Genomic DNA, 23,860 nt, shown 5'->3' on the forward strand with positions numbered 1-23,860 from the left:
AAGCCAATCAGCTTTTACTTTCCTGGCCAAAGAAGTAGGTCACGCGCTCCCTTGGATTTAAATAGTTAAAGATTTTTTCGGGCAGGGCAGCCGGTGGCAGGCAGCGTACTATGCTTAGCCCTTCGGCTTCCAAATCGATAATGGGGGCCTGATCTTTGGGCACCAACGCATCATAAACCATGATACGAGGAAACAGCAGCTTACTGATGTTTACCGCCATCACCATACCAAACTGGCCACTGGTTAATTCCACTACAGAGCCTGGAGGGTAAATCCCAAGCATACGAATAAGCTGGCCAACAAACTCGCTGTTAAGTTTGCCCTTGTAGTTTTTAAATAAATAACCCAGTGCCGCATAAGGGGTTTTTGCCTTGCTGATATTATCGGGATGGCACAGGGTATCGTATTCGTTAACCACAGCAACCAGTTGTGACAGTGGGCAAAGGTCCTTAGCGTTAAGCCCCTTGGGATAACCACTGCCATCAAGAAACTCGTGATGATTGGTAATAACGGGGAGCGCGGCCTCAGGAAAGGTATCGGTTAATTTCACAAACTCCACACCGAAGTTAGGATGCTGTTTGATAAAGTTGATTTCAGGAGCGGTCAAACCTACCTGTTTTTTCAGGATTTGCGCTGGCACCTTAAGTTTACCCACATCATGAAACAGTGCTCCCATCCCTATGGCCTCAATATCCGCTCTGTCCCAGCCAAGCTCCTTGGCCAATAACATGCAAAGCACTGCCACGTTGAGAGAGTGATAATAAATGCCGTCGTCTTTTTTGGCATCGCCCATCAGGTGTAACACCAGGTTTTCATTGGCGAGTAGTTGACGGGTGATGTCCTGAATCAGCTCTTCGGCTTCCTGAATGGCATTCAGTGGACGGCTTCTGAGCTTATTGATTAGGTTGCGCATTTTTGCGAGGGAACGGTCAAATTCCTGCTCGGTTTTGCCAAGCTCCCGGCGCATCTTTTTCAGCTGTTCAATCTGTTCCTGCTTTTTTTTGTCCAGTTCGTCAATAAGTGGAGCCAGATCCTTTGCCGGCGCAGACATTGAGACTGGTTGCTCCTGCAGCGGCATCACGTCGCTGCGATCCAAATCAACAAAGACGTGCTCTATGCCGAGGCTGCGGATAAGTTGAATTTGCGCTTCTTGTTTTACACGGAAACTGTTGAATAAAAAAGGATGATCCTTCCACGCAACAGGCAGGCGAACAAAATTTCCAACCTGAAGTTGGTTGACGTGAACCTTACAACTTTTACTCATAGTGGGTCTGTGGGAGTCCGGGTGGGGTTAGTCTAGCCCAATGGTAATACTTTACAATTACTTAACTGGCGTGTCAGCATAGCAAACCACAAGAAATTACTCTGAGTGTGACATGGATTTTATTGAAGTCTACCCCAATGCGATTCCCGACGAACTGTGTGACCGATTAATCTCCACATTGGAACAACATCCCGGCGTGGTGGATGGTCGTACGGGCAATGGTGTGGATATTGAGAAAAAGTTAAGCCGGGATTTGACCCTCGACTCCTTTGCTGACCTTATTCCGCTTCGAAATGAACTGTTAAGTCATGCCCTTAAGGGCACGGTCGAATATTTTGATAAGTATTCCATGGCATTGATGGGGGCTGTGGCGGTCAAAGTCGCAGACAATCAGGGTCAGCCTGTTACGCTCAATCCAGACAATTACGCTGAGCTTGGGCACCCAAGAGCGGATGCGCTGGTGAAGTACCTTTACCGCAGCGGCACCATCAATGTGCAAAAATATCCAAAAGGGAAAGGTGGCTATCCCCATTGGCACTCGGAGCAATTCCCCCAGGCCGGGCATAATGAAGCATTGCACAGGGTCGTCCTTTACATGTTTTATCTGAATGATGTGGAAGAGGGCGGGGAGACCGAGTTTTTCTATCAGGGGCGCAAGCTCAAGCCTCAGAAAGGCACCATGGTGATTGCGCCAGCCGGATTCACTCACACCCACAGAGGCAATGTCCCTGTCAGTGGCGATAAATATATCGCCACCTCATGGGTTATGTTCAACCGTGCTGAGCAGCTCTACGTCGTGGGATAAAAAGCTCAGAACTCAGATCCACGTCTTTACAGTGGGATACGGATCCTGAACATGGCGCCCTCAAGGTTGGACTCTTCAATCGTCAGGGTGCCATTGTAGCTTTGGACAATCTCGTGGCATACCGCAAGACCGATACCCTGGCCCGGGCTATGGGTATCGGCCCGTACTCCCCGCTCAAGGATTTTTTGCCTGAGGCTTTCTGCGACGCCCGGGCCGTCATCTTCAACCCTGAGTTCAAATTCGCCTTTGTCGTTGATTTCAGCGCTCACGCGTACAGTCGAAATACAGAGCCTGAATGCGTTCTCCATCAGGTTGCCACAGAGCTCCATCAGATCCCCTTTGTCTCCCGGGAATTGCAATAACGGCAGGATCCGCGTCGAAAACTGGACGTCTTTGTCACGATAGATTTTGAACAGCATTTGCGACAGCTGATTGACCAATGGCAGCAGCTGAGTCTGTTCCTGTTTCAGGCCTTTACGTCCCAGCATGGCCCGTTTTAATTGATACTTCACCAGATGATCCATCTGGCTCACTTGTTCCATCACTTTCTCGCTCACCTCCTGTTGATGCAATGCCTTGTCATCCAATATGGCATGCACCGCGGCGAGACGGGTTTTCAGGCTGTGCGCCAGGTCGTTCATCGCATTCTGGTAACGCTCCTGCTGGGCAGAAGATTGCTGCAGCAATTGGTTCAGTGCCTGAGTTACCCCTTCGAGCTCTACCGGATAACCATCAGACAGTGATTTCGCCTTGCCATCGGCAATGGACTTGAGCTCTTCGCGCATTCGCACCAGAGGGCGCATCCCCCAGTAGGCCGCACTGACAAGCAGGATCAGAGCCAGGACCAGCACCAGGGCGAGGCGGAAATAGGTGCGACGGCTGAACTTATCGTATTCCTGCTCCAGTTTTTCGGCGTCCTTCATCACCAGCAGATTGTAATGAACTTTGGCGATTTCCACCGACAGCATGTAGATGTAGTAGCCACGAGTGTCAGATAGGGTCAGGTAATAGGGCGGGGAGTCGTTCTTTATGTCGGCAAAACGCTCGCAGGTATCAAACAGGCCTCTGTCTACTGCCATGGCCGAAGTCCACACCTGCTTGAATCTGTCATCACAGCTTGCCATTACATAGCGCTCGCCTTTGCGGTTTTCTTCAAGCCAGGCGCTGGTATCAGGGATGAGATCATGCTCACGAAGTTCTGCTGCAACCTGGGGGATTTCCGCAATCAGCTGTGCAGTTTCTTCGTTATAAGAGTTTTGGGCATGCAGAATGTTCACCATCCATGCCAAGCCAAAACCCACCAAGGTAATAATTGACAGGGATGTCAAATACATCCTCGTCAGCAGGCGACGTTTGGGTTTTAACTTAAAGCGCATCATCAGCTACAGGGCAGGTTGAATTTATAACCCTGGCCGCGAATGGTCACTATGGGGTTATCCATACCATCCCGGGTCAGTTTTTTACGCAGCCGACTGACCATGACTTCGATGGTGTTCGGATCACCCTCTTTATCGCCATAAATCACATCCAGCAGTCTTTGTTTGGCTACCACTTCATGGCTGTGTCGCATCAGGTATTCCAAAATAAGATATTCAAATGCTGTGATTTCAAGTACTTCTGAGTCGAGCGTAACCTGTTTGGCGGCCAGATCCAGTTCCAGCGATCCTGACGTGATCCGGGGTTTCACAAAGCCCGCACTGCGGCGCACCAAGGCATCCAAACGGGCAACCAGCTCTTCTTTCTGGAAAGGTTTGACCAGGTAATCATCGGCGCCGGCATTGAGTCCTTCGACCTTGTCCTGCCAGTTCACCCGCGCGGTCAGAATAAGGATAGGCGCCTTGAGTTCGGCGTCTCGCAAACGAGTGATAAGTTCTATGCCGTCCTGATCCGGTAAGCCCAGATCCACGATGGCAACGTCAATCGGGTAATTGGTGGCCTGATAAAAGCCTTCCTGTGCGGTGTTGGCAACCTGGACCTGATTGCCCAGTTCACTCAATTGAACTTTGAGGTGATGTGACAATAAAGGATCGTCTTCGACAACCAGAATTCTCATGAATAACTCCCGAAGAAATTTGGGTCAGTGTACGCGCTAACGAATTGACTGTAAAAATTTTACCCGATTCTATGACGAATATTCTTAATCAACGCTGACCGGTAATCGCAACTGTTTTGTCTGTGCCTGCAGATACGTTACAATCTGCGCACTTTGACTGCCCAGATACAGAATATGAAACTCCTGAGAAAATATTTAGCGCCGCTGCTGGTTGTACTTGCTCCTGCCGCTATGGCTGAAACCTTTACCTTTACAGCCATCCCTGACGAGGATGAAAGCCAGCTGCGTACCCGATTTGAAAAGGTTGCGGATTATCTCGAAACCAAGCTCGGTGTTGAGGTCAAATATGTGCCGGTAAAATCCTACTCCGCAGCGGTCACAGCGTTTCGTAACAATCAGGTCCAATTGGCCTGGTTTGGTGGTTTGTCCGGTGTGCAGGCCCGTCGTTTGGTGCCGGGCTCTGAGGCTATCGCACAGGGCTTTGAAGATCAGTTCTTCAAGAGCTATTTTATTGCCCACCACAGCACAGGCCTTGAGCGCAGCGAAAACTTTCCGGCCATTGGTGGCTACACCTTTACCTTCGGTTCCAAAGACTCCACCTCTGGCCGTTTGATGCCGCAGTTCTTCCTTGAGCGTAATTTGGGCAAACGTCCGAAAGACCTGTTCAAACGTGTTGGCTTCTCGGGCGATCACAGCCGTACGGTGTCACAGGTTGAGGCTGGTGTATACCAGGTGGGCGCAGTCAACTATAAGGTGTGGGATTCCATGGTAGAAGCCGGCAAGGTGGACACCAGCAAGGTGAAGGTGATTTGGGAAAGCCCGGTTTACCCAGACTATCAGTGGACAGTGCGTGGCGACCTGAACAAACGTTTTGGCGACGGTTTTAAAGCCAGGGTAACCCAGGCGCTGCTGGAGATGAAAGACCCCGATCTTCTGGCCTCCTTCCCCCGCCAGTCATTCGTCCCAGCTGACAATGAAGACTTCCAGCCGGTGGAAGACGTCGCCAAAGCCATTGGCCTGATTGACTGATCATGCTGGTTCTTGACCGGCTTTCGCTGGACTACGGCGGCCGGGAGGTCATTAAAGACCTCTCGGTCGTTTTACATTCCGGGCAAAAGGTTGCCCTTATCGGTGCCTCCGGTGCTGGTAAATCCACTCTGCTTATGCACATGTATCGGCAGCTGAAAGACAGGGCAACCCTGTGTGCCCAGTCCCAGGGATTGGTGGATAGCCTGAGCCTTTATCACAACATCTACATGGGTGCTCTGGCACGCCATAGTGGGCTGTATAACCTTGCCAATTTAGTGTGGCCGTTCAAGACACCTTTGGCTGAGGTGAGCGCACTTTGCCATGCCCTTGAATTGGATATACCGCCATCGACGCTGGTGAACCGCCTGTCGGGCGGGCAGCGCCAGCGGGTAGCCATTGGTCGCGCCCTCTATCAGCGCCAGCCAATATTTTTGGGTGATGAGCCTGTATCGGCCCTCGACCCCGCCATGGCTGACAGGATCATCCGGCACATCCTCGGCAGTCACGACACTGTTGTGATGGTGCTGCACAATCGTCATCAGGCATTGACTCATTTTGACCGCATTCTTGGGCTGAAAAATGGCCAACTGGTGTTGGATGCACCTGCTTCGACGTTGACCCTGGCCGACCTTGATGCTTTTTATGGTGATGCGATGAAGGATGAAGAGGCACAATGCTGAACCTGGCGTTTATCGGCCGTTGGCAGCGGTTGACCCTGGGGTTATGGTTACTGTGTTTTTGCGCCTTTTGGCTGGCAGATACCGAAGTGATTGCCCTTGAGCCCTGGAATGAACTGGGGCGTATGTTTGCAGGTTTTATAACGCCGGACTTTTTTGCCACCGAGCATTTAATTGATGCGCTATGGCAAACGGTGAGCTTTACGCTGCTTGGGATAAGTCTTGGTCTGGTTATCGGCGTGCCATTGTCGCTGGTGTACCATCAGCCACTTGTTGCCGCAGGTTGCGCTTTTATCCGCGCCATTCACGAGATTTTCTGGGCATTGCTGTTTTTGCAACTGTTTGGCTTATCGCCGGTTACGGGAGTGTTGGCATTGGCGCTGCCCTACGGCACCACGTTTGCCCGGGTTTTTCACGATATTCTCTGTAGGGCGCCCAAAGACACTGCCGATTCCTTGCCTGGTGGAACTGATCCCCTGAGCCAGTGGCTCTATGGCAAGATTGCCCATGTATTACCGGAGCTGCTTGCCTATACCCGTTATCGATTTGAATGCGCGTTAAGAAGCAGTGCGGTGCTCGGATTTGTGGGCATGCCAACCCTTGGCTTTCATTTGGAGAGTGCTTTTAAACAGGGGAATTATTCGGAAGGCGCCGCGCTTTTGCTGTTGTTTATCTTCCTGATTGGGACCCTGCCTTACTGGTGCAAGCGTTGGCTGCTCCCGTTTTATATGCTGGCAGCGGTATATTTTCTGCCACCGGTCGCAGGGCTTGATGGCAGTCTTATATGGCGTTTTATCAGCGAGGATATCTGGCCCCACGGTCTTAGACAGTGGCAACTCGGTGATTTGGGGTTAGGGGCAGCCCTGGTCGATACCCTGGGCTGGCTTCAAGGATTAATCCTGTCTCAGGCATTGCCGGGTATTATGGCAACGCTTGTACTTGCTTTGGGGGCGCTGGGGCTAACGCATTTGCTGGTGTGTTTTTTATTGCCCCTGGCTTATAAGCCCTTATCCGGCCGACTGGTGTCTGGCGCCAGCACGCTGTCGCTGCTGTTGATGCGTTCTATACCGGAATACATCCTGGCCTTTGTGTTTATGCTGCTGCTTGGCCCGTCGATGTTGCCCGCGATGTTGGCTTTGGCGCTGCACAATGCGGGGCTGATTTTATTTTTGACCGCGAGAAGCGCCAACCGCATGCCGCCGCGCGACGAAGATAAGGGCGGGCTCGATGGTTTTGGTTATCGGGTATTGCCTGCCATTTATCCGGGGATGATGGCGCTGCTGTTTTATCGATTTGAAGTGATCCTGCGGGAAACGGCCATTCTCGGCATGTTGGGTGTGGCAACACTTGGTTTTTATATTGACAGTAACTTTTCTGAAATTCGTTTTGCCGGAGCCATGGTGCTGATGGGAATAACAGCCATGGTGAATGTGTTGGTGGACGCCGCTGCCCGCCGGGCTCTGGGACAGGGGCGCCATAAAACTGAGCGATGCTGAGGCTGGTAAAGGGAAACTGAAACAGGATTAAGGGATTAGGGGAGGGGAATGACACGTCAGGAAAAATCGTCACTCCCGTTACCGAATTGACACGTTAACCGACAGGTCAAACTTTCTCCCTCCTTGAACGGATAGAGCCTGACGATAAGTCCCCTTTAAGTGACTAACGGTACAAGGTGCGCTGTCGTTTTTTAGCAATCAGCCCTTCAACGCTCCACACAGCAACGCCAACAAACAGGATCACCGCCGACATGATCGCAAGAAGGCGCAGCCAGGGGGCATCTGCCGCCAAACGCAGGCTGACATAATCAAAGGTTGCAACGCCCCACACCAACACCAGTGCCGCTGCCAACAGCAGTTGCAAAGCTCTCAAAGCCATCACCCGACCAAAGCACAGTAGCGGTGCCAGGGCAAAAGCGGCCGCAGCCAGATGATTTCCGTAACGTAAAAAGTGGGCGCCGGTTAATAAACAGGCCATTACAATCAGTATGATACGCCACCACATGGGATCACCTTTACAAATCAGTATGGAGTGTGACGCAAGCTTAACCCCATCCCTGTAAGGCGTCTTTAAGCTGCATCACATATCCATGATTTAAGCTGTTGCAAGTTTGCCGCTAGTTTGCGAGCAGCGCCTTAAGCTCATCTTTTTGGGCTTGACTGAGATTGGCATCCCCCAGCAAATCTTTCAGCATCTTGAAGCGTATTGCGCCTTCGTCCACAGAGAAATGGCGTAGCTCCACGGTGTTCTCATCTCCGGCGGCCTGATGCAGCACTATGGTACGGTGGCCATCGCCATCAAGCTCAATCTGCTGCACGCTGGACATGACAAGCGCCTCAATTTCTTCCCCCATTTTGGCGATATCGTCACCCATTTCTGTGAGTGCATGGCTGCGTGCTGTCATTTCATGCTCGCGGCTTTTGAGGGCCAAGGTGAGTGTCTTAAGTCGCTCACGCCCTTCATTGTCTATCACCCGGATCTTGCCATCGTTCAGCGACTTCAGCGTTTTGATGATGTCGGCCCGGGTATCGTCATCGAGCGAGGCAAGCTTGTTGTCTATCAGGGCTTCATCCTTGAGCTCATCGCCCTTGAGGGTAAAGCTGGTTTCCTCGCCGTCTTTCATGACACTGACAAAAACCTGATCAGGATGGGACTTTTTGATTTCGATTCTGTGGTGCATTACCTCAGACGCCTTGGCTGGTGTGGCCGTTTCCGGTTCGTCGGGAATACTGCTCGGTGCCGCCATGGCAGTAAAACACAGGGCTACTGTGAACGCAGTGAGCAGGCTCAGGGGGCGAAGGGCAGGTTTGTTCATTGCAAATTTCCTTATGATGCTATCAAGACGAGGTTGTGTATGGGGCTGGAGCCGGCTGCCTGTGAGGTTTCTGATCCAGTTCTGACCCATTGTTCCCTGATTAAGGCGAGAGTCATGCCAATCTGAATAAACCTCGTAAAATCATTGGTTTTATTCGAACTTTGTGTGTTCGTCCCCCAGTCAATTCCCCGATATGGGGAGCTGGGTTTACCCATATCGGGAAATGCCATCTGCCCGGAGCCGATAGCTGGACGTAACCGGCTCGCTGTATTAACTTATTTCATGATTTATATAGAAAAATATTTCGTCTCAGGTCACCGATAGAGCTCAGTAAAGCTGGCATCGAATTTGAATTGTTGAATTGGTTGTGCTTGATAAATCCGATACCCGTTTTCAACTCGTTATAGGGGGCGTATTTGCCCGGGGGTTAGTCAATGTCGATTCGACATTATTTATTTCTACTGTTTGGTGGCCTGATATTGCTGCTTGGACTGAGCCAGCTACTGATTGGTGAGGCCCTGAAACGGCAACTGGAGTCTGACTTGAGTGAGGACTCGGTGGCGCTGTCCCGTCAGTTGGTGGACATAGTCGTTGAGGATCTGGATGAAAACCTGCGATTTGTTACCAAAGCGCCTGAAGTGGCCGCGATTCCGGAAGAGGCTGAGCTTGCACTGACCATTGAGGACATTCGCCGACACGTGCCTTCTGAGGCGCAGCTCATTGAAATGCACCAGCATGAGCTCGAACGGGCCATGGCCGAGGTTGAGGCCATGATGGCAGAGCAGGAAAAAAATGAGGTGGCCGAGCAGCATCGCCAGCAAATACTGGCATCATTGAGTCGCGAGCTTGAGAAACTGGCCCGCACCCGTGAAAGCCTCGCCAAGGAATATCAGCAGGCACTGCACAAGTCTCTGAGCACCATAGAAATTCGCCCGGCAGTGCAAAATAGTGGCAAGGTCACCATCATACGTCAGCTGGACGGCGGCCGGGTAGAGCGCAAAAATATCGAGTTCAATCAAAGTAATGTGTCCGAGGCGCTGACACGTTTCCGGGAATGGATGTTTGCCCTTATCCTCACCAGCAGTTTCTTTGGGCTGGTGTTTGTGTATTGGCTGAGTCGTCGTGTCAGCGGCCCACTGAGCGAGCTCGCTGCGGGTCATCGTAAATTGGGCGAGGGACAGCTCGGTTACCGGGTGACCCCAAGGGGGGTGGATGAAATCAAAACCATGCTCGAAGGCTTTAATGCCATGAGTGAAAAACTGGCGCAGCTCAGTGCCCGTGAACAGCAAATGGCCAGTCAGCAGCACCTGGTGGAGCTTGGCGAAATCACCCGCGGTATCGCCCACAGTCTGCGTAATCCGCTGCATACCCTGGGGCTGCTTGCCGAAAACCAGAGTCACACTGACGATGCGGCGGCAAGAGCCGTGCAGCTTGGGCAAATACAGCAAAAAATTGCGATGATGGACAAGCACATACAATCCTTGCTGACCCTGTCATCCAACGAAGTGGACCGCAGCCGTCCCATTCCGGTCAATGCAGTGGTGCAGGACATCCTGCTGGAACTCTCGGTGGCAGGACTCAAGCCGCAACTCCATTTAACCGGGTTTGACCTGGAACACTGGTTGCCTGGTATGGAGTCGGAAATCCGCAGTATCCTGCATGCGGTTATCATTAATGCAGTAGAAGCCCAGGCTGACAGCGATACACCTTGGCTTGGCATTGATATGAAAGCAGCGCAGGGGGAGTTGCTCGTCACAGTAACAGACAAGGGTGTCGGTATGGATGAGCGCTTGATTGAACGGCTCGGCCAGCCCCATGTCACCACCAAACCCGAGGGCACGGGAATGGGGCTTTACATTGCCAGTAGGCTCTTGGCGAGCCATTATGGCGGCAGCCTGCACTTTGTGCGCCTCGATGAAGGCGGCAGCCGGGTTGTGGTGCATTTTAAACAGCAGGAGGCTTGATGGCGCTCAGTATTTTGGTGGTAGAGGATGAGCCCGGCCAGCGTGAGCTCATCGTGGGTATGCTCAAGACCGAAGGCTATCGACTGCGTGAGGCTGATTGTGTCGAGGCGGCCATCGTATCCATCAAGGCGGATACCCCGGATCTGGTGTTTTCAGACTGGAAGCTGGGGCAGCTCAGCGGTATGGATTTACTCAACTACGTTAAACGCGAGTTTCCCGACGTCGGCTTTATCATGGCCACCGCTTACGGCACCATCACCCATGCCGTGGATGCCATTCAGGCCGGGGCGGATGATTATCTCACCAAGCCCTATCAGCGCCAGGCGCTGCTGCTTGCCATCTCCAAGGTGGCGCGCTCACAAGCGCTCAGGAAAGAAAACAAGGCGCTGAGTCTGGCATTGTCAGAGCAGCAATCCCTGGTGGGGCTGGTGGGGAAGGCGCCCTGTATGCAAGGGGTGTTTGACCGTATAAGTCGCATCAGCGGCACGGATGCCACTGTGCTTATTGGCGGCGAGAGTGGTACCGGCAAGGAGCTGGCTGCCCGGGCGTTGCATCAACTGTCCCGCCGCGCGCACATGCCGTTTATTGCTATTAACTGTGGTGCCATCCCCGAAAACATCGCTGAAGCCGAGCTGTTTGGTGCCGAGAAGGGCGCCTTTACCGGCGCCACCGCGCTGAAGCTTGGCAAGCTGGAGGCGGCCCATGGCGGCACAGTATTTTTAGATGAAATCGGTGAGCTGCCTTTGCTTCAGCAAACCAAGCTGCTGCGATTTTTGCAGGAAGGTACCATCACCCGCGTGGGCGCCCAAAAAGAGTTGCAGCTGGATGTGAGGGTCATTGCCGCCACCCACAGGGACTTGCGTCTCGAAGTCGCCGAGGCCCGTTTTCGGGAAGATTTATTTTATCGTTTGAACGTGGTGCCTGTGCTGATGCCGCCGCTTCGGGAGCGCCGTGAGGACATAGGCCGTCTGGTGGAGCATTTCCTGAAACTCCATGCCAGTCAGTACGGATTTGACCAACCTAAAATCAGCCCCACTGCCTTGCGGTTTTTACTGGACTACCGCTGGCCGGGGAATGTGCGTGAACTGTCCAATCGTATCGAGCGCTTTGTGCTGCTTGGCGATGAAGCGGAATTAATGCAGGTAAGCGAGCATGCGTCCAAAGAACCGGGGCTGCAGCTGCCCGATGAAGGTATCGAGTGGGAGGCCTTTGAGGCCCGCTGTTTGTCTCAGGCTATGGCCCGCTTCGATGGTAACCGCACCAAGGCCGCTAAATGGCTGGGCATGAGCTATAAAGCCTTTTTGTACCGCCTGGAAAAGCACCGCCTGGTGTAGTGTCTGATGAGAATGCGCGAGACGGGTTAGCTTACACCCGGCTCGCTTCTCAAAGATACGTTTCGGTTCGGGAACTATGAATCCTGGCATCGGAAAACGAAAGCAGCTGTGCCGTGTTACCCCCAATATTCGGTGGCCAGTCCGTAGAGAATGGCCACGCTCACCATCAAAAAGAGCACTCCTGTTACCAGGTCAATAATCGGCCCCATTCGCACCAGCGTGCGTTGACTGCTGCCTTTGGTGAGCAGCACGGCGAGCAGACCAAACCAGGCGAAGGACAGGGTAAACATCAGCACCAACAACGCGATGCGGGTAGGGCCGTTTACGTCGGGGCCCACCATGGCAGAAAACAAGGTCAGGAAAAATACCAACGCCTTTGGATTCAATAAATTGGTGTAAAGTCCCAGGCGAAAGCCCTTTGCTGTGCTCAGCACCGGGTCTGGGTTATGTGGCACATCCGTTGGCGTTGATTCCGCCGAAAATGGCAGCTCCCTTCGCAATAAAAATTGCTTTCGCACCGACATCAACGCGCCCATCCCCATATATCCCAGGTAACTGGCGCCCAGCGCCTGCACAGTCCCAAACAGCCAGGGGGTAGTGTGGATAAGCAAGCTGAGGCCGGTGAGGCTGGCAAGGGTATGGGCCAAAATGGCCGCAGCAATGCCCAATGCGGTCATGATGGCAACCGTGCGGGTTTGATAGCGAGATACCTTGAGCATAATGGCAAAGTCCGGCCCCGGGCTTGCCAGTGCGATGGTATGAATGACGGCAATGCTGCCAAGCAGGGTAAAGTCCAACATCCGTTAATTCCTGATAGCGCGACGATAGGCGCTGGGTGACGTTAAAAAGGCCATGCGAAAGTGGCGAGTAAAGTGGCTAAGGTCGCTGAAGCCATGCTGATGGGCAATGTCGGTCAGCGAATTACCATCATTTTGCATCAGACTTTTTTTGGCCCGCTCAAGCCTTAGTCTTAGTTGCCATTGATGGGGACTGAGCCCGGTTTGAGCCCTGAAATGGCGTAGTAACCGGTAGCGACCGAGCCCTGTTGCATCCCCGAGAAGCTCAAGTGTCACCGGCTCTGGGGTGTCGGCCATCAGTGATTTTGCAAGACGAATTTCGCGGCTTAATCCGGCTTTGACAGTGCCTGTGTTGGTGACTTTTTCAGACTTGGAGCATTGTCCCAGCAGGCGTTGAAAGAAGTCCAGCAATGCGGTTTCTTCCAACAGGGGATTTTCGGCTTGATAAAGCAGCCGATGCAGGGACACAAAGGCCTGATAAAGCGCCATATCTTTACGCTTTGGCTGACAAAATCCACCAAAGCTTATGCCAAGCTCTGCGGCAAACCGGTCCAGATGCCATTGGGGCAGGGACAACACCAGCACTTCATAGCCCGTGTCTGTCGCCGCAATCCCATCGTGGCATTCGTCCGGGCTTAAGGTCGACAAATCCCCCCGGCAAAGGGTGTGTCCGGTACCCTTGTGATTGAACGCCTGAGCCCCGCGGATAACTGCGCCCAGGTGCAGGTCTTCATGGACATGACGACCAAAGTCAAAGCGTTGATAAGAGGCGCGACTGAGCTCAGCACCTGCCAGCGACTGACTTTGCCTGAAATCAATAATTTCCTGTTGCATCTGCCACCTGATATGAAACAATTTACCCCAGTTTACGGGGCGGTCCCGGCCGCGCGCTAGAAAAATATTGCAGCGGAGCCGGGCTTGGTTTGCGACAGCGGAGAGAAGTGTGAAAGGACAAATTTTGCGTGAAATGCGGGTACTCAAAGCCATTACGCCAGACTTTGAAGTGCAGCGCCGGGTAGCTTTTATCAAGGCCAAGCTGCGCGAAGCCCACAGCAAAACCCTGGTGTTGGGAATAAGTGGCGGGGTGGACTCATCGGTGGCCGGTCGTTTGTGTCAACTGGCAGTCAATGAGCTCAACCAGGAAACCGACAGCCAGCAATACCGTTTTATCGCGGTCCGTTTACCGTACCTGGTGCAAAAAGATGAGCACGAAGCGCAAATGGCCTGTGAATTTATTCAGCCGAGCAAACTGGTCACTGTGAACGTAGGCAGCGGCAGCGATGGCATACACACCGAAACCCTGACAGGGTTTAAAGCTGCGGGTCTTGAATTGCCTGAAGCCAGCAAGGTGGATTTTGTCAAAGGCAACGTCAAAGCCAGAATGCGCATGATTGCCCAGTATGAAATCGCCGGTCTCACCGGCGGCCTGGTGGTGGGAACTGACCACAGCGCCGAAAACATCACTGGTTTTTATACCAAGTGGGGTGATGGTGCCTGCGATCTGGCACCGCTCTTTGGCCTCAATAAGCGTCAGGTAAGACAGATTGCACGGTATCTCGGCGCTCCTGATGTGCTGGTGGTTAAGGCTCCCACTGCTGATCTGGAATGCCATCGTCCGGGTCTGGAAGACGAAGTGGCACTGGGACTGACCTACGACCAGATTGACGACTTTCTTGAAGGTAAAGAGGTGCCCAGGTCGGCGGAAGACAAGCTGATTGGTATTTATAAGGCTACCCAGCACAAGCGTCAGCCCATTCCTACCATCTACGACTGATGAAAAAAGCCGGCGTTTGCCGGCTTTTTTTTCTGGCATAAGGAAATCCGCCCATGAAAACCTTACTGCTGAGCACGTCAAAGCACTTTTTAATTGCCGTGGTTTACGGGACTTTGGGTGTGTGTATTACGGCCTTGGGATTTGGAGTGTGGTTTCTCAATAGCCGTCCTGACTTGGATATATGGCATACCACAGACTTACAGCATCGCTTTACCCGTCAGTCTGAGGTACGGGATTTTGCCGGATATCTGGCCCTTGAGGCGGCACTCAAGCAGGAAATCGGCACCCGTATTTATGCCAAAACAGCGGGGTTGGACTCGCCGGTGAACCGTTATGTAAAGGGGAGTTTATCTGCGCCCAGCCATTGGTCCCAGGATTGGAACTGGAGCTACGAGTGGCCGAATGCCGACGCCGATTATGGCGTACTACTGCTTCATGGCATGTCCGACTCTCCTTATGCCTTATCGAACCTCGCAGAAGATCTGAAACCTAATGCACATGTATTGGGTCTGCGATTGCCGGGCCATGGCACCTTGCCCTCGGGGTTAGTGCGGCTGGAGTGGCAGGATATGAGTGCGGCCGTCGCAATCGCGATACGCCACCTTAAAGCAGTGCTTGGTGAGCGGCCACTGTATATCGTGGGATTTTCCACCGGTGCTGCGTTGGCGCTGCATCACGAACTTGAGCGCATCGGGGCGGGTAAGACGCCAGACAGTGAGGCCATGGTCTTTTTGTCGCCTGCCATCGGGCTTGCGCCTGTGGCGCGCGGCGCATATTGGCAGGCACGTCTTGGTGAGTGGCTTGGACTGGAGAAGCTTGCCTGGAATGCGCTGGGGAGCGAGTACGACCCCTTCAAGTACGTGTCGTTTGCGGTAAATGCGGGGGATGTGGTGTATCGGCTGGCTCAGGAGAATCAGCGGCAACTGCAATTGTTAAGCCCCAGTCAAAAGGCTTTGCTGCCAACGCTACTGACCTTTCAATCAATGGCAGATGACACAGTGTCCAGTCGTGCCGTGGTTGAGTCGTTATATCTGAAATTAACTGAGTCCAGGCATCAGTTGGTGTTATACGATGTTAACCGTAGTCCAATAAATCAGCCGCTTACCCAGTGGGACCCAAGACCTGAGCTTGAGCGTTTGTACCGCTCGCCAGGTATGCAGGTCAGAGTCGGTGTGGTACAAAACCGAACCCTGGTCGATGGCAGTCATCCACTCTCGGTTGAGTTTAAACCTTTGGTGCCCCAGGGAGAGGCGATACCGCTGTCGCAGAGTTGGCCGATGAACGTGTACTCCCTATCCCACGTAGCGCTGCCATTTTCAAAGTCCGACAGCCTTTATGGCCAGGGCGTAGTGCCACACAAGGACAGGATCCAGATAGGTGCGGCGGCATCACGGGGTGAGCGAGGCATTTTTGCCGTCAGCGCTGATGAGATGCTGCGCCAGAAATGGAATCCGTTTTACGAATTTCAGTTATCAATAATCAATGATTTATTTAATGATCCTCTGCGGTCGAGCGAAGTAGGGAAAGCGCCTTAGCAGCGAGATTGTGAAAGACCACATCACCGGGATAAGTTGGGACGTTCAGTAACAAGGCCACAGCACATGACGCTGTGGCCTTTTAGTTATCAGCAGGTCTATGGCTTATGGTCCATGACCTGTTGTCTCGGTATTTCGTCATTAATCAGGGTACAGACCACCCGATTACGGCCCTCGGCTTTAGCCTGATAGAGGTTATCATCGGCGACTTTGAGCCAGGCTTCAAGAGTGTCGGAGAAGCTGGCATTGGCCACCGCGGCGCCGACCGAAACAGACAGGTGAATGGGCTCTTGGGCGCCGGGCAGAACCACAGGATGCCTTGCCAACTGCTCCCGCAGCAGGTTGAGGTGATGCTCAATCTTCAGTGCATTGGTCATTGGCAGGATCAGTAAAAATTCTTCTCCGCCATAACGGGCAACCAGATCAGAATCCCGTTTAAAGTGTTGTGTAAGCAGAATGGCTACCTGACGCAGACACTCATCCCCGGCCAGATGCCCGTGATTATCATTGATGGCTTTAAAAAAATCGAGATCCAGGATCACCACCGCGATGGCTTCACCACTGCGCTCACACATGGCTTGTAAAGGTGCAAATCCTGCCGTTGTATAGCGCCGGTTATATAAACCCGTCAGGGGGTCGCGCTCGGCAAGTGCCTGCAGTTTCTGATTGGCTTTTTCAAGTTCAAAGGTGCGAAAGGCAACCTTTTCTTCCAGCTCCAACTGATAGCTCAGCAATTGCTGCTGACTCGCTTTCAGGCTCTGATAGAGCGTCTGTACTTCGGCCGGGGCATCGGCGGGCAGTGGCTTGGATTGCTTACCGGGACTATTGAATTCATGGGCAATGGTTTCAAGGGGGCTGGTCAGCATCCGGCTTATCAAACGGGCCAGATAGAAGCTGAATCCCATGCTGATAATGAGCAGTATACAGGTGCGTAAAAACTGTGTTTCGGCCATTTGCATCAGTGGTGCGAAGGGCGTTAAGACCATGAGGCGCCAACCATTCGCCAATGGCTCCTGAGCATAGATATACTCGGGGTTGGGATTGGTTAAATCATGCAGGTTAATCAACTGCAAACTGGTGCGGTACTCAAGGCCACTCTCGGCGGACGCGAACTCGCTCAGTGCCGTAATATTCAGTGGCGCCGATGCATAAATCACCCGGTTGTTTTCGTCGGTGAGCAGCAGGTATTGTTCTGAATGATGGCGGTTTTGCTTGTCGATAAGCACAAATCGATTTAAATCAAGGGAGCCTTCCAGAATGCCTGACGGATGGCTCGGACGGCCTTGGCTGTATATTGGGGCACTGACAGCGACTATGGGGTCGCTGCCAAAACCCCGGCCCATAAATACCGGCGAAACAAAGGGAGTCTGGTTATAAAAGGCTTCCTTAAAGTAGTGGCGGTCGGCCACGCTGTATTCACCTTTTTTAATCGCTTCATCCATCATGCGTGCGGCTGGGCTCGCGGCCACGATATGGCCTCGTTCATTGGCAATCAACATGGTTAAAAAAGCAGGGTAACCATGGTTGAATAGAGTGAGCCAATGTTGCTGTTTCTCCGAGCCGCCATCCATCATCGACAGCCATTGGGCGCCCTGAGCGATGGCCCTCTGATGCTCCTGCAGGTAATCGAAGGTGAATTGCGACAAATGTAACGCATTGTTCTGGAGGTTCTTTTTGATCAGCAGCTGCTGGCGCTCAATAAAAAACTGATTGAACAACAGGGCGGCGATCAGCATTGCCAGAGAAATAAACAGAGTAAAGCTGTAGGTTAACTTATCGCTGAAACGTTCTGGAGTCTTCGGATGACTGATACCGCTCAGCGTCAGTTTAGGTAACATCAACAGCAACACGGCGCCCAAACCAATGTAAAACAAACCGTTGATTGCTTGTTTAAAGGCGATGAAGGGCAGGTGACTTACAGGCAACGAAGTTAACGTGAGGCCGTAAAGGTAAAACAGTGGGGTACCAATCAGCAGCCAGAAACCCACACCGGCATAAAGGGAGTAAATACCGCGTCTCGTGGCCATGGCCAACACCAGGGCCTCGAGGGGGAAGAGGACAAATACATGTGTAGTCCCCCAAATCATAAACAAGCCTGCTGCGCAGGACAGAGCCACGGCGACGGCATAGCGCGGTCCCAATACTACCGCGGCAATCACATAGGCAGCATTACCCAAAATCAGCTGTACATTGGCAAACAGGGGCAGCGGATATAGGTTCAGTAAGAAGCCGCAAAAAGCCAATATGATCGCAGTGCGTGGCGGCGATGCTGAAAAAAAATATGACAAGAATGATTCTCCAAAATCCGCCTGTATTATCGCCTTTACTTTAGAGTGTTAACGCTTTGTTCACAATCATTGGCAGCGTAAACCTATGAAAGTGAGGTTAAAATCGATGTTAGATAGGATGCTGATTAAATTGGAGAGAACGCTAAATGCAAAAAGGCCCAGCATTGCTGCTGAGCTTTTTTGTTGAATTTGGTCGGTATGAGAGGATTCGATGGTCCGACACTCGGCCGATGGCCCCTGACACCCCATTCGCTTTGGTTTCAATATGATGTCGAGAGCATCATTAAAGCAAAAAAGCCCAGCATTGCTGCTGAGCTTTTTTGTTGAATTTGGTCGGTATGAGAGGATTCGATGGTCCGACATTCGGCCGATGGCCCCTGACACCCCATCCGCTTTGGTTTCAATATGACGTCGAGAGCAGCACTAAAACAAAAAGGCCCAGCGTTGCTGCTGAGCCTTTTTGTTGAATTTGGTCGGTATGAGAGGATTCGATGGTCCGACACTCGGCCGATGGCCCCTGACACCCCATCCGCTTTGGTGTCAATATGACGTCAAGAGCATCATTAAAGCAAAAAAGCCCAGCATTGCTGCTGAGCTTTTTTGTTGAATTTGGTCGGTATGAGAGGATTCGATGGTCCGACACTCGGCCGATGGCCCCTGACACCCCATCCGCTTTGGTGTCAATATGACGTCAAGAGCATCATTAAAGCAAAAAAGCCCAGCGTTGCTGCTGAGCCTTTTTGTTGAATTTGGTCGGTATGAGAGGATTCGATGGTCCGACACTCGGCCGATGGCCCCTGACACCCCATCCGCTTTGGTGTCAATATGACGTCGAGAGCAGCACTAAAACAAAAAGGCCCAGCATTGCTGCTGAGCTTTTTTGTTGAATTTGGTCGGTATGAGAGGATTCGATGGTCCGACACTCGGTCGATGGCCCCTGACACCCCATCCGCTTTGGTTTCAATATGACGTCGAGAGCAGCACTAAAACAAAAAGGCCCAGCGTTGCTGCTGAGCCTTTTTGTTGAATTTGGTCGGTATGAGAGGATTCGATGGTCCGACACTCGGCCGATGGCCGCTGACACCCCATCCGCTTTGGTTTCAATATGACGTCGAGAGCAGCACTAAAGCAAAAAAGCCCAGCATTGCTGCTGAGCTTTTTTGTTGAATTTGGTCGGTATGAGAGGATTCGAACCTCCGACCCCTGACACCCCATGACAGTGCGCTACCGGGCTGCGCTACATACCGAATGTTTTGAGCGGCTTGCGCAGTTCTATGCCGTCTCAACGAGGCGAACTTTATCAAGAGCCGCCAAGCAGTGCAAGCCTTGATGACAACTATTTGGTTTGACTGCTTAGTTTGTGTCCTGCGCTGTCGTTTTGTCATCAATTACCGAGCAAAAGCCAGTTTTACTGGTGATAAAGTCGCCTGCCTTCACGCATAACCTGGATAAGATCCGGGGCACTTAATTTTTTGTTTAATCGGGTTTTAAAATCACTGCTGTAGATATCGTATTTGCCATGGCGGTCGATTACCGTGATTTCATCATCCTGATAAATGGCGAAGAATCGGTTATCACCCACATACACCCAGGGCTGCTCGCTTGGCATCAGCAGTTGGCGTCCTGCGCTGTAGTCTGTAATGGGATTGGTGCAGCCCAGCACCCGAGTCATCAGGGTGGGGGCCAGACCATGATGGCTGGTGGTGTAGTTAACCTGGGCCTGCTCACCGCCCGGCCAGTGAATAATCAAAGGCACGCGAACGCTTTGGGGGGACAAATCCCGTCTGGCTTCCGCCTCATTGCTGGTGAAGGCCTTGCCACTGGTTCCGGTGATTATCACCAGGGTATCGGCAGGCAGATGATTGATAAGGCTTTTAAGTTCGCTATCAATAAAATGCAGCGATTGACGGTATTGGCTGAAGAGCACCCGCTGAGCCGGTGCCATACCCTGAGGTGCCTTGATGGTTTCAATACCTGCAAAGCCCACCGGGGTGTCGTAAGTTTCCGGCGCGCCCAGATTCACCAGAGCAAACCAGGGCGACGTTTGTTGCTTGCGCCATTCCTCAAAGGCTTCACGGCTTTGAATATCGGCCAGCGCACGGGATTCACTGTCATCCATCAGGGCGGCGTCGAAGTCGTTAAAGAGTGCCAGTGGACGTGGGTTGATTTCATTTGAGGCAGGGCCAAAGCGCTTGAGGGCGTAGCCCGAGGTGACAAACCCCTGAGTTAACAAAGGTGATATGGTTTGGAAGTCGGGTGCTGCCATGTAACTGCCCTGAAGACCATAAAACAGGGAGAACATGCCGCTTTGGAACTGATTGCCACCGCTTAAATGTTTATCAAAGAGTTGATTATCAGTGCCGTAGTTGCTCAAAAATGGCATGGTTTGCGGATTAAGCATATCGGCCCTGAGGGCATCGACGGCCACAATCAGCACATTGGGCTTGTTTTGAGGTTTACAGCTTAAGGCATCAAGCGAATAACCCAGTTGCTGCTGCTCACCGAGTTTGGAGAGCCCGCCAGCGGAATCCAGCCCGTGTGACTCCATAAAGCTTTTTGCCGTAGCCGGATAAAACAGTGGATAAGCATCATCGTAGCGGGTGATGTCTTTCACCTTGGCGGCGTCGGCCCAAATGTGCACCAGATGACTGGCGATAAAACAGCTGCCCAATACCGCCGCTACTTTGCCACCGATGCGCCATTTTTCAATTTTTACAATGCGTTTCCACAGGAAATTGGCCGCTGTCAGCTCAAGCGCCAAAATCCCTATGGGCGTTACTATGTAGGAGGTGCCGCTGAGCAGTGAAGGCAAATCGGCCCAGGCCACATCGAAGGCAAAGGGTGACAGGTGCACGCCGTAATCGTCGTACACTATGGTGTCATAGAGCAGAATACACAGGCCCAGTGTGGCCACAGTAGCTGCCAGCCCCCTCAAAATTTTTGAGTAGGGCAGCAGCAGGGTGACGGGAAAAATCAGCAGCAGATAGAGTAAAAAGGCGAGAAAGGAAAACTGGCCTATGCTCGCCAATGCGAGATAGCCCCAGCCGGTCAGGGTCTCGGGAAGACCAACGGTTTCCAGATAACGACTGCCAACAATCAGTGCCAGAAAGCCATTGAACAGGGCAAACCAGTGGCCCCAGTTAACCAGTCGTGACACCTTGTCACGCTCCAGTTGTTGTTTCCTCTCAACCATTCCGTTCGCTCTTATACTTGGGACAGGTTAACACCTTGGTATCTTAAGCACTTTTCCCGTGTGGGTGCCAGCTTTATCAGGCTTTTGACACTGACTGATTCAGTGCCTTGGCAAACTGCTCGGCCACAGCGGCGCGGCTGGCAACAGGCACCTTGGTTTCCAGCAGGTGGCTGACGCAGTTGCCCAGTACCATCAGGCCAAGGTCGGTAGGTGCCTGATGTTTTTCCAGCACGGCCAGTACTTCTGCAATCAGGGTTTCCACTTGGGTATTGGTGTATTTAGATTGAATAGCCATAGTCAAAAAATGTTTCACAAAGGATTGGGTTAGCGGCATATAATACCGGATTTCCACGGCTATCACTATCAAGGCGTATGACGATTAAAGTAGAACAGGCAATCATCCATGAAATCGCCCAAACCCATGAGGGCCAGCTCAGCTGCCGTCTTCGCCCACAGCCACTGCTGAACAGTCAGGCGGTTGAGCTGATGCTGGAAGAGCTGCATCAGTCTTACACCAGCAAATCAGGCAAGGGATTCGGCTTTTTTGGCACCCATGGCAATGACGGCGAAGCCAACCCGGCCTTTGCAAACTGTCTGAAGGACTACCTCGATGGTGGCCTTGGCTTCGTTGAATTCACTGGCGTTGCCAGCAAGTTGCTGCAGGATGAACTCGGCAAATATGATTTCAGCCAGGGCGGTTTTTTACTGCTTGCATGCTACAGCCATATGGCAAGTGATTATTTGTTCGTCGCGCTGCTCAGTGCCAAGTCTTCCATGACGGTATTGGATGACATGGAGCTGACCCAGGTGAATCATCTGGACTTGAACAACATCCAGCTTGCCGCCCGCATCGATTTGACCGAATGGCAGGCCGATAAAGAAAGCCGTAAGTACATCTCCTTTATTCGCGGCCGTGCCGGACGCAAGGTGGCAGATTTCTTCCTCGACTTTATGGGCTGTGTCGAGGGCATTAATCCCAAGGCACAAAACAAGAGCCTGATGATTGCGGTTGAAGACTTTGTGGCCGGAAGCGAGCTGACCAAGGATGAGCGCCAGGCCTGTCGCGACAAGGTGTTCGAGTATTGCTCTGAGCGTTTCGACGCAGGTGCCGAAGTAGACATTAAAGATCTCGCCGATGAACTGGCTGACTCGGGCATGGACTCGTTTTATGATTTTGCCACCACAGGCAACTACGATCTGGAAGAAGAGTTCCCGGTAGACAAGTCTACGTTAAGGCAGCTTAAAAAATTCTCTGGTACCGGCGGCGGTGTTACCATCAGTTTCGATGGTCATCATCTGGGCGAGCGGGTGATTTATGACCCCATCTCAGACACCCTGCTGATTAAAGGTGTACCTGCCAACCTGAAAGATCAGCTCCATCGTCGCCTAAAGGGCGAATAAGCGCTAAAAGGCACTAAAGAAAGGCGACCCAGATGGTCGCCTTTTTATCTTAGCCTGATCTCAGTTCGTCTTGTTTGCTGCTTGTTGCCCGCATTTTACGTGCAGTTAAATTCAGATTACCTGCACCTTGGCAGTAAATCTGCTGTATTGCCCATGGCGGTTCTGTTGCTGGGCACTATACATCTGCTGTTTCGGCTTGCTGAAGGCCGACCCAACTGAACGAGCGCTCAATAAAGACCATGGCGTCCCGATTGACGCATTCACCGTGGGCGAGTATCAGCTGTTCAGGCTGCCAGCGGCGAAACTGCGCCACCGCTTCTTTCGCCTTGTGCCGTCCATTCATAAAAGATAAGCGCCAATCCAGCGGTGTTTTACCGTTTGGCGCCAGAATGCCTGTTATTCGGGCAAGTGGTCGCTGCCATGCATTGAAATGCCCCGGACTGAAATTTTCAATCAAATCGGTGACAATGAGAGTGCGTGAGCTTTTGTGAAAGAACACGGCTTCCTCCATCACTGGCGATCCTTTAAAAATGCATTGATCGATTTCACTTAGCCACTCGGCAGGTGCCTTGTCATTGAGGTCTGCATCAAAGTGCAGATGGCGGCATTTATTGGCTACGCCCGGGGCGGCAAAGGCCGTGGCCTCTGGCCAGCGAGTCTGCCAGGCGGCAATGTAGAGATGATGCAGTTTGTTGGGGGCAATCAGATAGGCCACTTCACCCAGTGCATTCACTTGACGGACCAACTCATCATTGAGCTCAATGGGGGAGTGCACCCAGAGCTTGTCATTTTTAAGCCGTACTATGGTCATGCGGGTGGTATAGGGCATGCCATAAAAGGACACCGCAGGACCATCAAACACAAAAATGTTGGCGCCGAAACTTTTCATGTCATCTCCTTTGACTGCATGGGATAGCCATCGGGATTGTACGCC

Annotated in this window: 20 protein-coding genes and 1 tRNA gene; 9 read left to right on the top strand and 12 right to left on the bottom strand. The window is 52.3% G+C overall.

What is annotated here, in order from left to right:
• Positions 1–7: 7 nt before the first annotated feature.
• Positions 8–1,264 carry an HD-GYP domain-containing protein gene (locus SAMA_RS08025; RefSeq protein ID WP_011759654.1) on the bottom strand — a complete coding sequence of 419 codons (1,257 nt, stop codon included), beginning with the start codon at positions 1,262–1,264 and terminating at the stop codon, positions 8–10.
• Positions 1,265–1,376: 112 nt separating this feature from the next.
• On the opposite strand from SAMA_RS08025, the gene SAMA_RS08030 reads away from it, so the two are divergent.
• Positions 1,377–2,069, top strand: coding sequence for a 2OG-Fe(II) oxygenase (locus tag SAMA_RS08030; protein WP_011759655.1), 693 nt, complete (start codon positions 1,377–1,379; stop codon positions 2,067–2,069).
• Between the two features lie 26 nt (positions 2,070–2,095).
• Here SAMA_RS08030 and SAMA_RS08035 read toward each other — a convergent pair whose 3' ends face one another.
• Entirely contained in the window at positions 2,096–3,445 is a 1,350-nt protein-coding gene (locus SAMA_RS08035) for an ATP-binding protein (RefSeq protein ID WP_041410262.1), read from the bottom strand.
• A 2-nt stretch (positions 3,446–3,447) separates the two neighbouring features.
• Positions 3,448–4,122 (bottom strand): response regulator, encoded by a 675-nt coding sequence (locus tag SAMA_RS08040; protein ID WP_011759657.1) that lies wholly within the window; start codon positions 4,120–4,122, stop codon positions 3,448–3,450.
• A 174-nt stretch (positions 4,123–4,296) separates the two neighbouring features.
• On the opposite strand from SAMA_RS08040, the gene SAMA_RS08045 reads away from it, so the two are divergent.
• From SAMA_RS08045 to SAMA_RS08055, 3 genes are read left to right on the top strand one after another with little or no spacing between them, the layout of a single operon-like run.
• Positions 4,297–5,151: a putative selenate ABC transporter substrate-binding protein gene (locus tag SAMA_RS08045; RefSeq protein WP_011759658.1), complete on the top strand. Its 855-nt coding sequence runs from the start codon at positions 4,297–4,299 to the stop codon at positions 5,149–5,151.
• A gap of 2 nt (positions 5,152–5,153) precedes the next feature.
• Positions 5,154–5,831 (top strand): ATP-binding cassette domain-containing protein, encoded by a 678-nt coding sequence (locus tag SAMA_RS08050; RefSeq protein ID WP_011759659.1) that lies wholly within the window; start codon positions 5,154–5,156, stop codon positions 5,829–5,831.
• Positions 5,825–7,324 (top strand): PhnE/PtxC family ABC transporter permease, encoded by a 1,500-nt coding sequence (locus tag SAMA_RS08055; protein WP_011759660.1) that lies wholly within the window; start codon positions 5,825–5,827, stop codon positions 7,322–7,324. The genes SAMA_RS08050 and SAMA_RS08055 overlap by 7 nt, the downstream gene beginning before the upstream one ends.
• A gap of 163 nt (positions 7,325–7,487) precedes the next feature.
• On the opposite strand, the gene SAMA_RS08060 is transcribed toward SAMA_RS08055, so the two are convergent.
• Entirely contained in the window at positions 7,488–7,829 is a 342-nt protein-coding gene (locus SAMA_RS08060) for a hypothetical protein (protein WP_011759661.1), read from the bottom strand.
• Positions 7,830–7,941: 112 nt separating this feature from the next.
• Complete coding sequence (locus SAMA_RS08065; protein WP_041409732.1) at positions 7,942–8,640, bottom strand: hypothetical protein; 699 nt, start codon at positions 8,638–8,640, stop codon at positions 7,942–7,944.
• Positions 8,641–9,074: 434 nt separating this feature from the next.
• Between SAMA_RS08065 and SAMA_RS08070 the strand changes: the two genes are divergently transcribed.
• Together SAMA_RS08070 and SAMA_RS08075 are read left to right on the top strand one after the other, a co-directional pair.
• The gene (locus tag SAMA_RS08070; RefSeq protein WP_011759663.1) at positions 9,075–10,604 is read left to right on the top strand and encodes a sensor histidine kinase; all 1,530 of its coding nucleotides are present in this window, start codon (positions 9,075–9,077) and stop codon (positions 10,602–10,604) included.
• Complete coding sequence (locus SAMA_RS08075) at positions 10,604–11,938, top strand: sigma-54-dependent transcriptional regulator (protein WP_011759664.1); 1,335 nt, start codon at positions 10,604–10,606, stop codon at positions 11,936–11,938. Before SAMA_RS08070 ends, SAMA_RS08075 begins: the two co-directional genes overlap by 1 nt.
• 116 nt (positions 11,939–12,054) lie before the next feature.
• Here the strand turns inward: SAMA_RS08075 and SAMA_RS08080 are convergent, their stop codons facing one another.
• On the bottom strand, positions 12,055–12,738 hold the full coding sequence (locus SAMA_RS08080) for a LysE family translocator (RefSeq protein ID WP_011759665.1): 684 nt from the start codon (positions 12,736–12,738) through the stop codon (positions 12,055–12,057).
• A gap of 3 nt (positions 12,739–12,741) precedes the next feature.
• Positions 12,742–13,569, bottom strand: coding sequence for an AraC family transcriptional regulator (locus tag SAMA_RS19595; protein WP_011759666.1), 828 nt, complete (start codon positions 13,567–13,569; stop codon positions 12,742–12,744).
• A gap of 109 nt (positions 13,570–13,678) precedes the next feature.
• Here SAMA_RS19595 and nadE point away from each other — a divergent pair, with 109 nt between their 5' ends.
• Both nadE and SAMA_RS08095 read left to right on the top strand, forming a co-directional pair.
• Positions 13,679–14,509, top strand: coding sequence for an ammonia-dependent NAD(+) synthetase (nadE, locus tag SAMA_RS08090; RefSeq protein WP_011759667.1), 831 nt, complete (start codon positions 13,679–13,681; stop codon positions 14,507–14,509).
• 53 nt (positions 14,510–14,562) lie between these two features.
• Complete coding sequence (locus tag SAMA_RS08095) at positions 14,563–16,044, top strand: alpha/beta hydrolase (protein WP_011759668.1); 1,482 nt, start codon at positions 14,563–14,565, stop codon at positions 16,042–16,044.
• 98 nt (positions 16,045–16,142) lie between these two features.
• On the opposite strand, the gene SAMA_RS08100 is transcribed toward SAMA_RS08095, so the two are convergent.
• The 4 genes from SAMA_RS08100 to SAMA_RS08115 all read right to left on the bottom strand — a co-directional run bounded on the left by SAMA_RS08100 (position 16,143) and on the right by SAMA_RS08115 (position 21,820).
• Positions 16,143–18,332 (bottom strand): diguanylate cyclase, encoded by a 2,190-nt coding sequence (locus tag SAMA_RS08100; RefSeq protein WP_011759669.1) that lies wholly within the window; start codon positions 18,330–18,332, stop codon positions 16,143–16,145.
• 1,170 nt (positions 18,333–19,502) lie between these two features.
• Positions 19,503–19,579, bottom strand: a tRNA-Pro gene (locus SAMA_RS08105).
• 161 nt (positions 19,580–19,740) lie between these two features.
• Positions 19,741–21,525: a DUF3413 domain-containing protein gene (locus tag SAMA_RS08110; protein ID WP_011759670.1), complete on the bottom strand. Its 1,785-nt coding sequence runs from the start codon at positions 21,523–21,525 to the stop codon at positions 19,741–19,743.
• A gap of 76 nt (positions 21,526–21,601) precedes the next feature.
• Positions 21,602–21,820, bottom strand: coding sequence for a YejL family protein (locus SAMA_RS08115; protein ID WP_011759671.1), 219 nt, complete (start codon positions 21,818–21,820; stop codon positions 21,602–21,604).
• 77 nt (positions 21,821–21,897) lie between these two features.
• Between SAMA_RS08115 and yejK the strand changes: the two genes are divergently transcribed.
• The gene (yejK, locus tag SAMA_RS08120) at positions 21,898–22,926 is read left to right on the top strand and encodes a nucleoid-associated protein YejK (protein WP_011759672.1); all 1,029 of its coding nucleotides are present in this window, start codon (positions 21,898–21,900) and stop codon (positions 22,924–22,926) included.
• 175 nt (positions 22,927–23,101) lie between these two features.
• On the opposite strand, the gene SAMA_RS08125 is transcribed toward yejK, so the two are convergent.
• Positions 23,102–23,815 carry a DUF4336 domain-containing protein gene (locus SAMA_RS08125; RefSeq protein WP_011759673.1) on the bottom strand — a complete coding sequence of 238 codons (714 nt, stop codon included), beginning with the start codon at positions 23,813–23,815 and terminating at the stop codon, positions 23,102–23,104.
• Between the last annotated feature and the right edge of the window lie 45 nt (positions 23,816–23,860).

Source organism: Shewanella amazonensis SB2B, from assembly GCF_000015245.1.
Lineage (GTDB): Bacteria > Pseudomonadota > Gammaproteobacteria > Enterobacterales > Shewanellaceae > Shewanella > Shewanella amazonensis.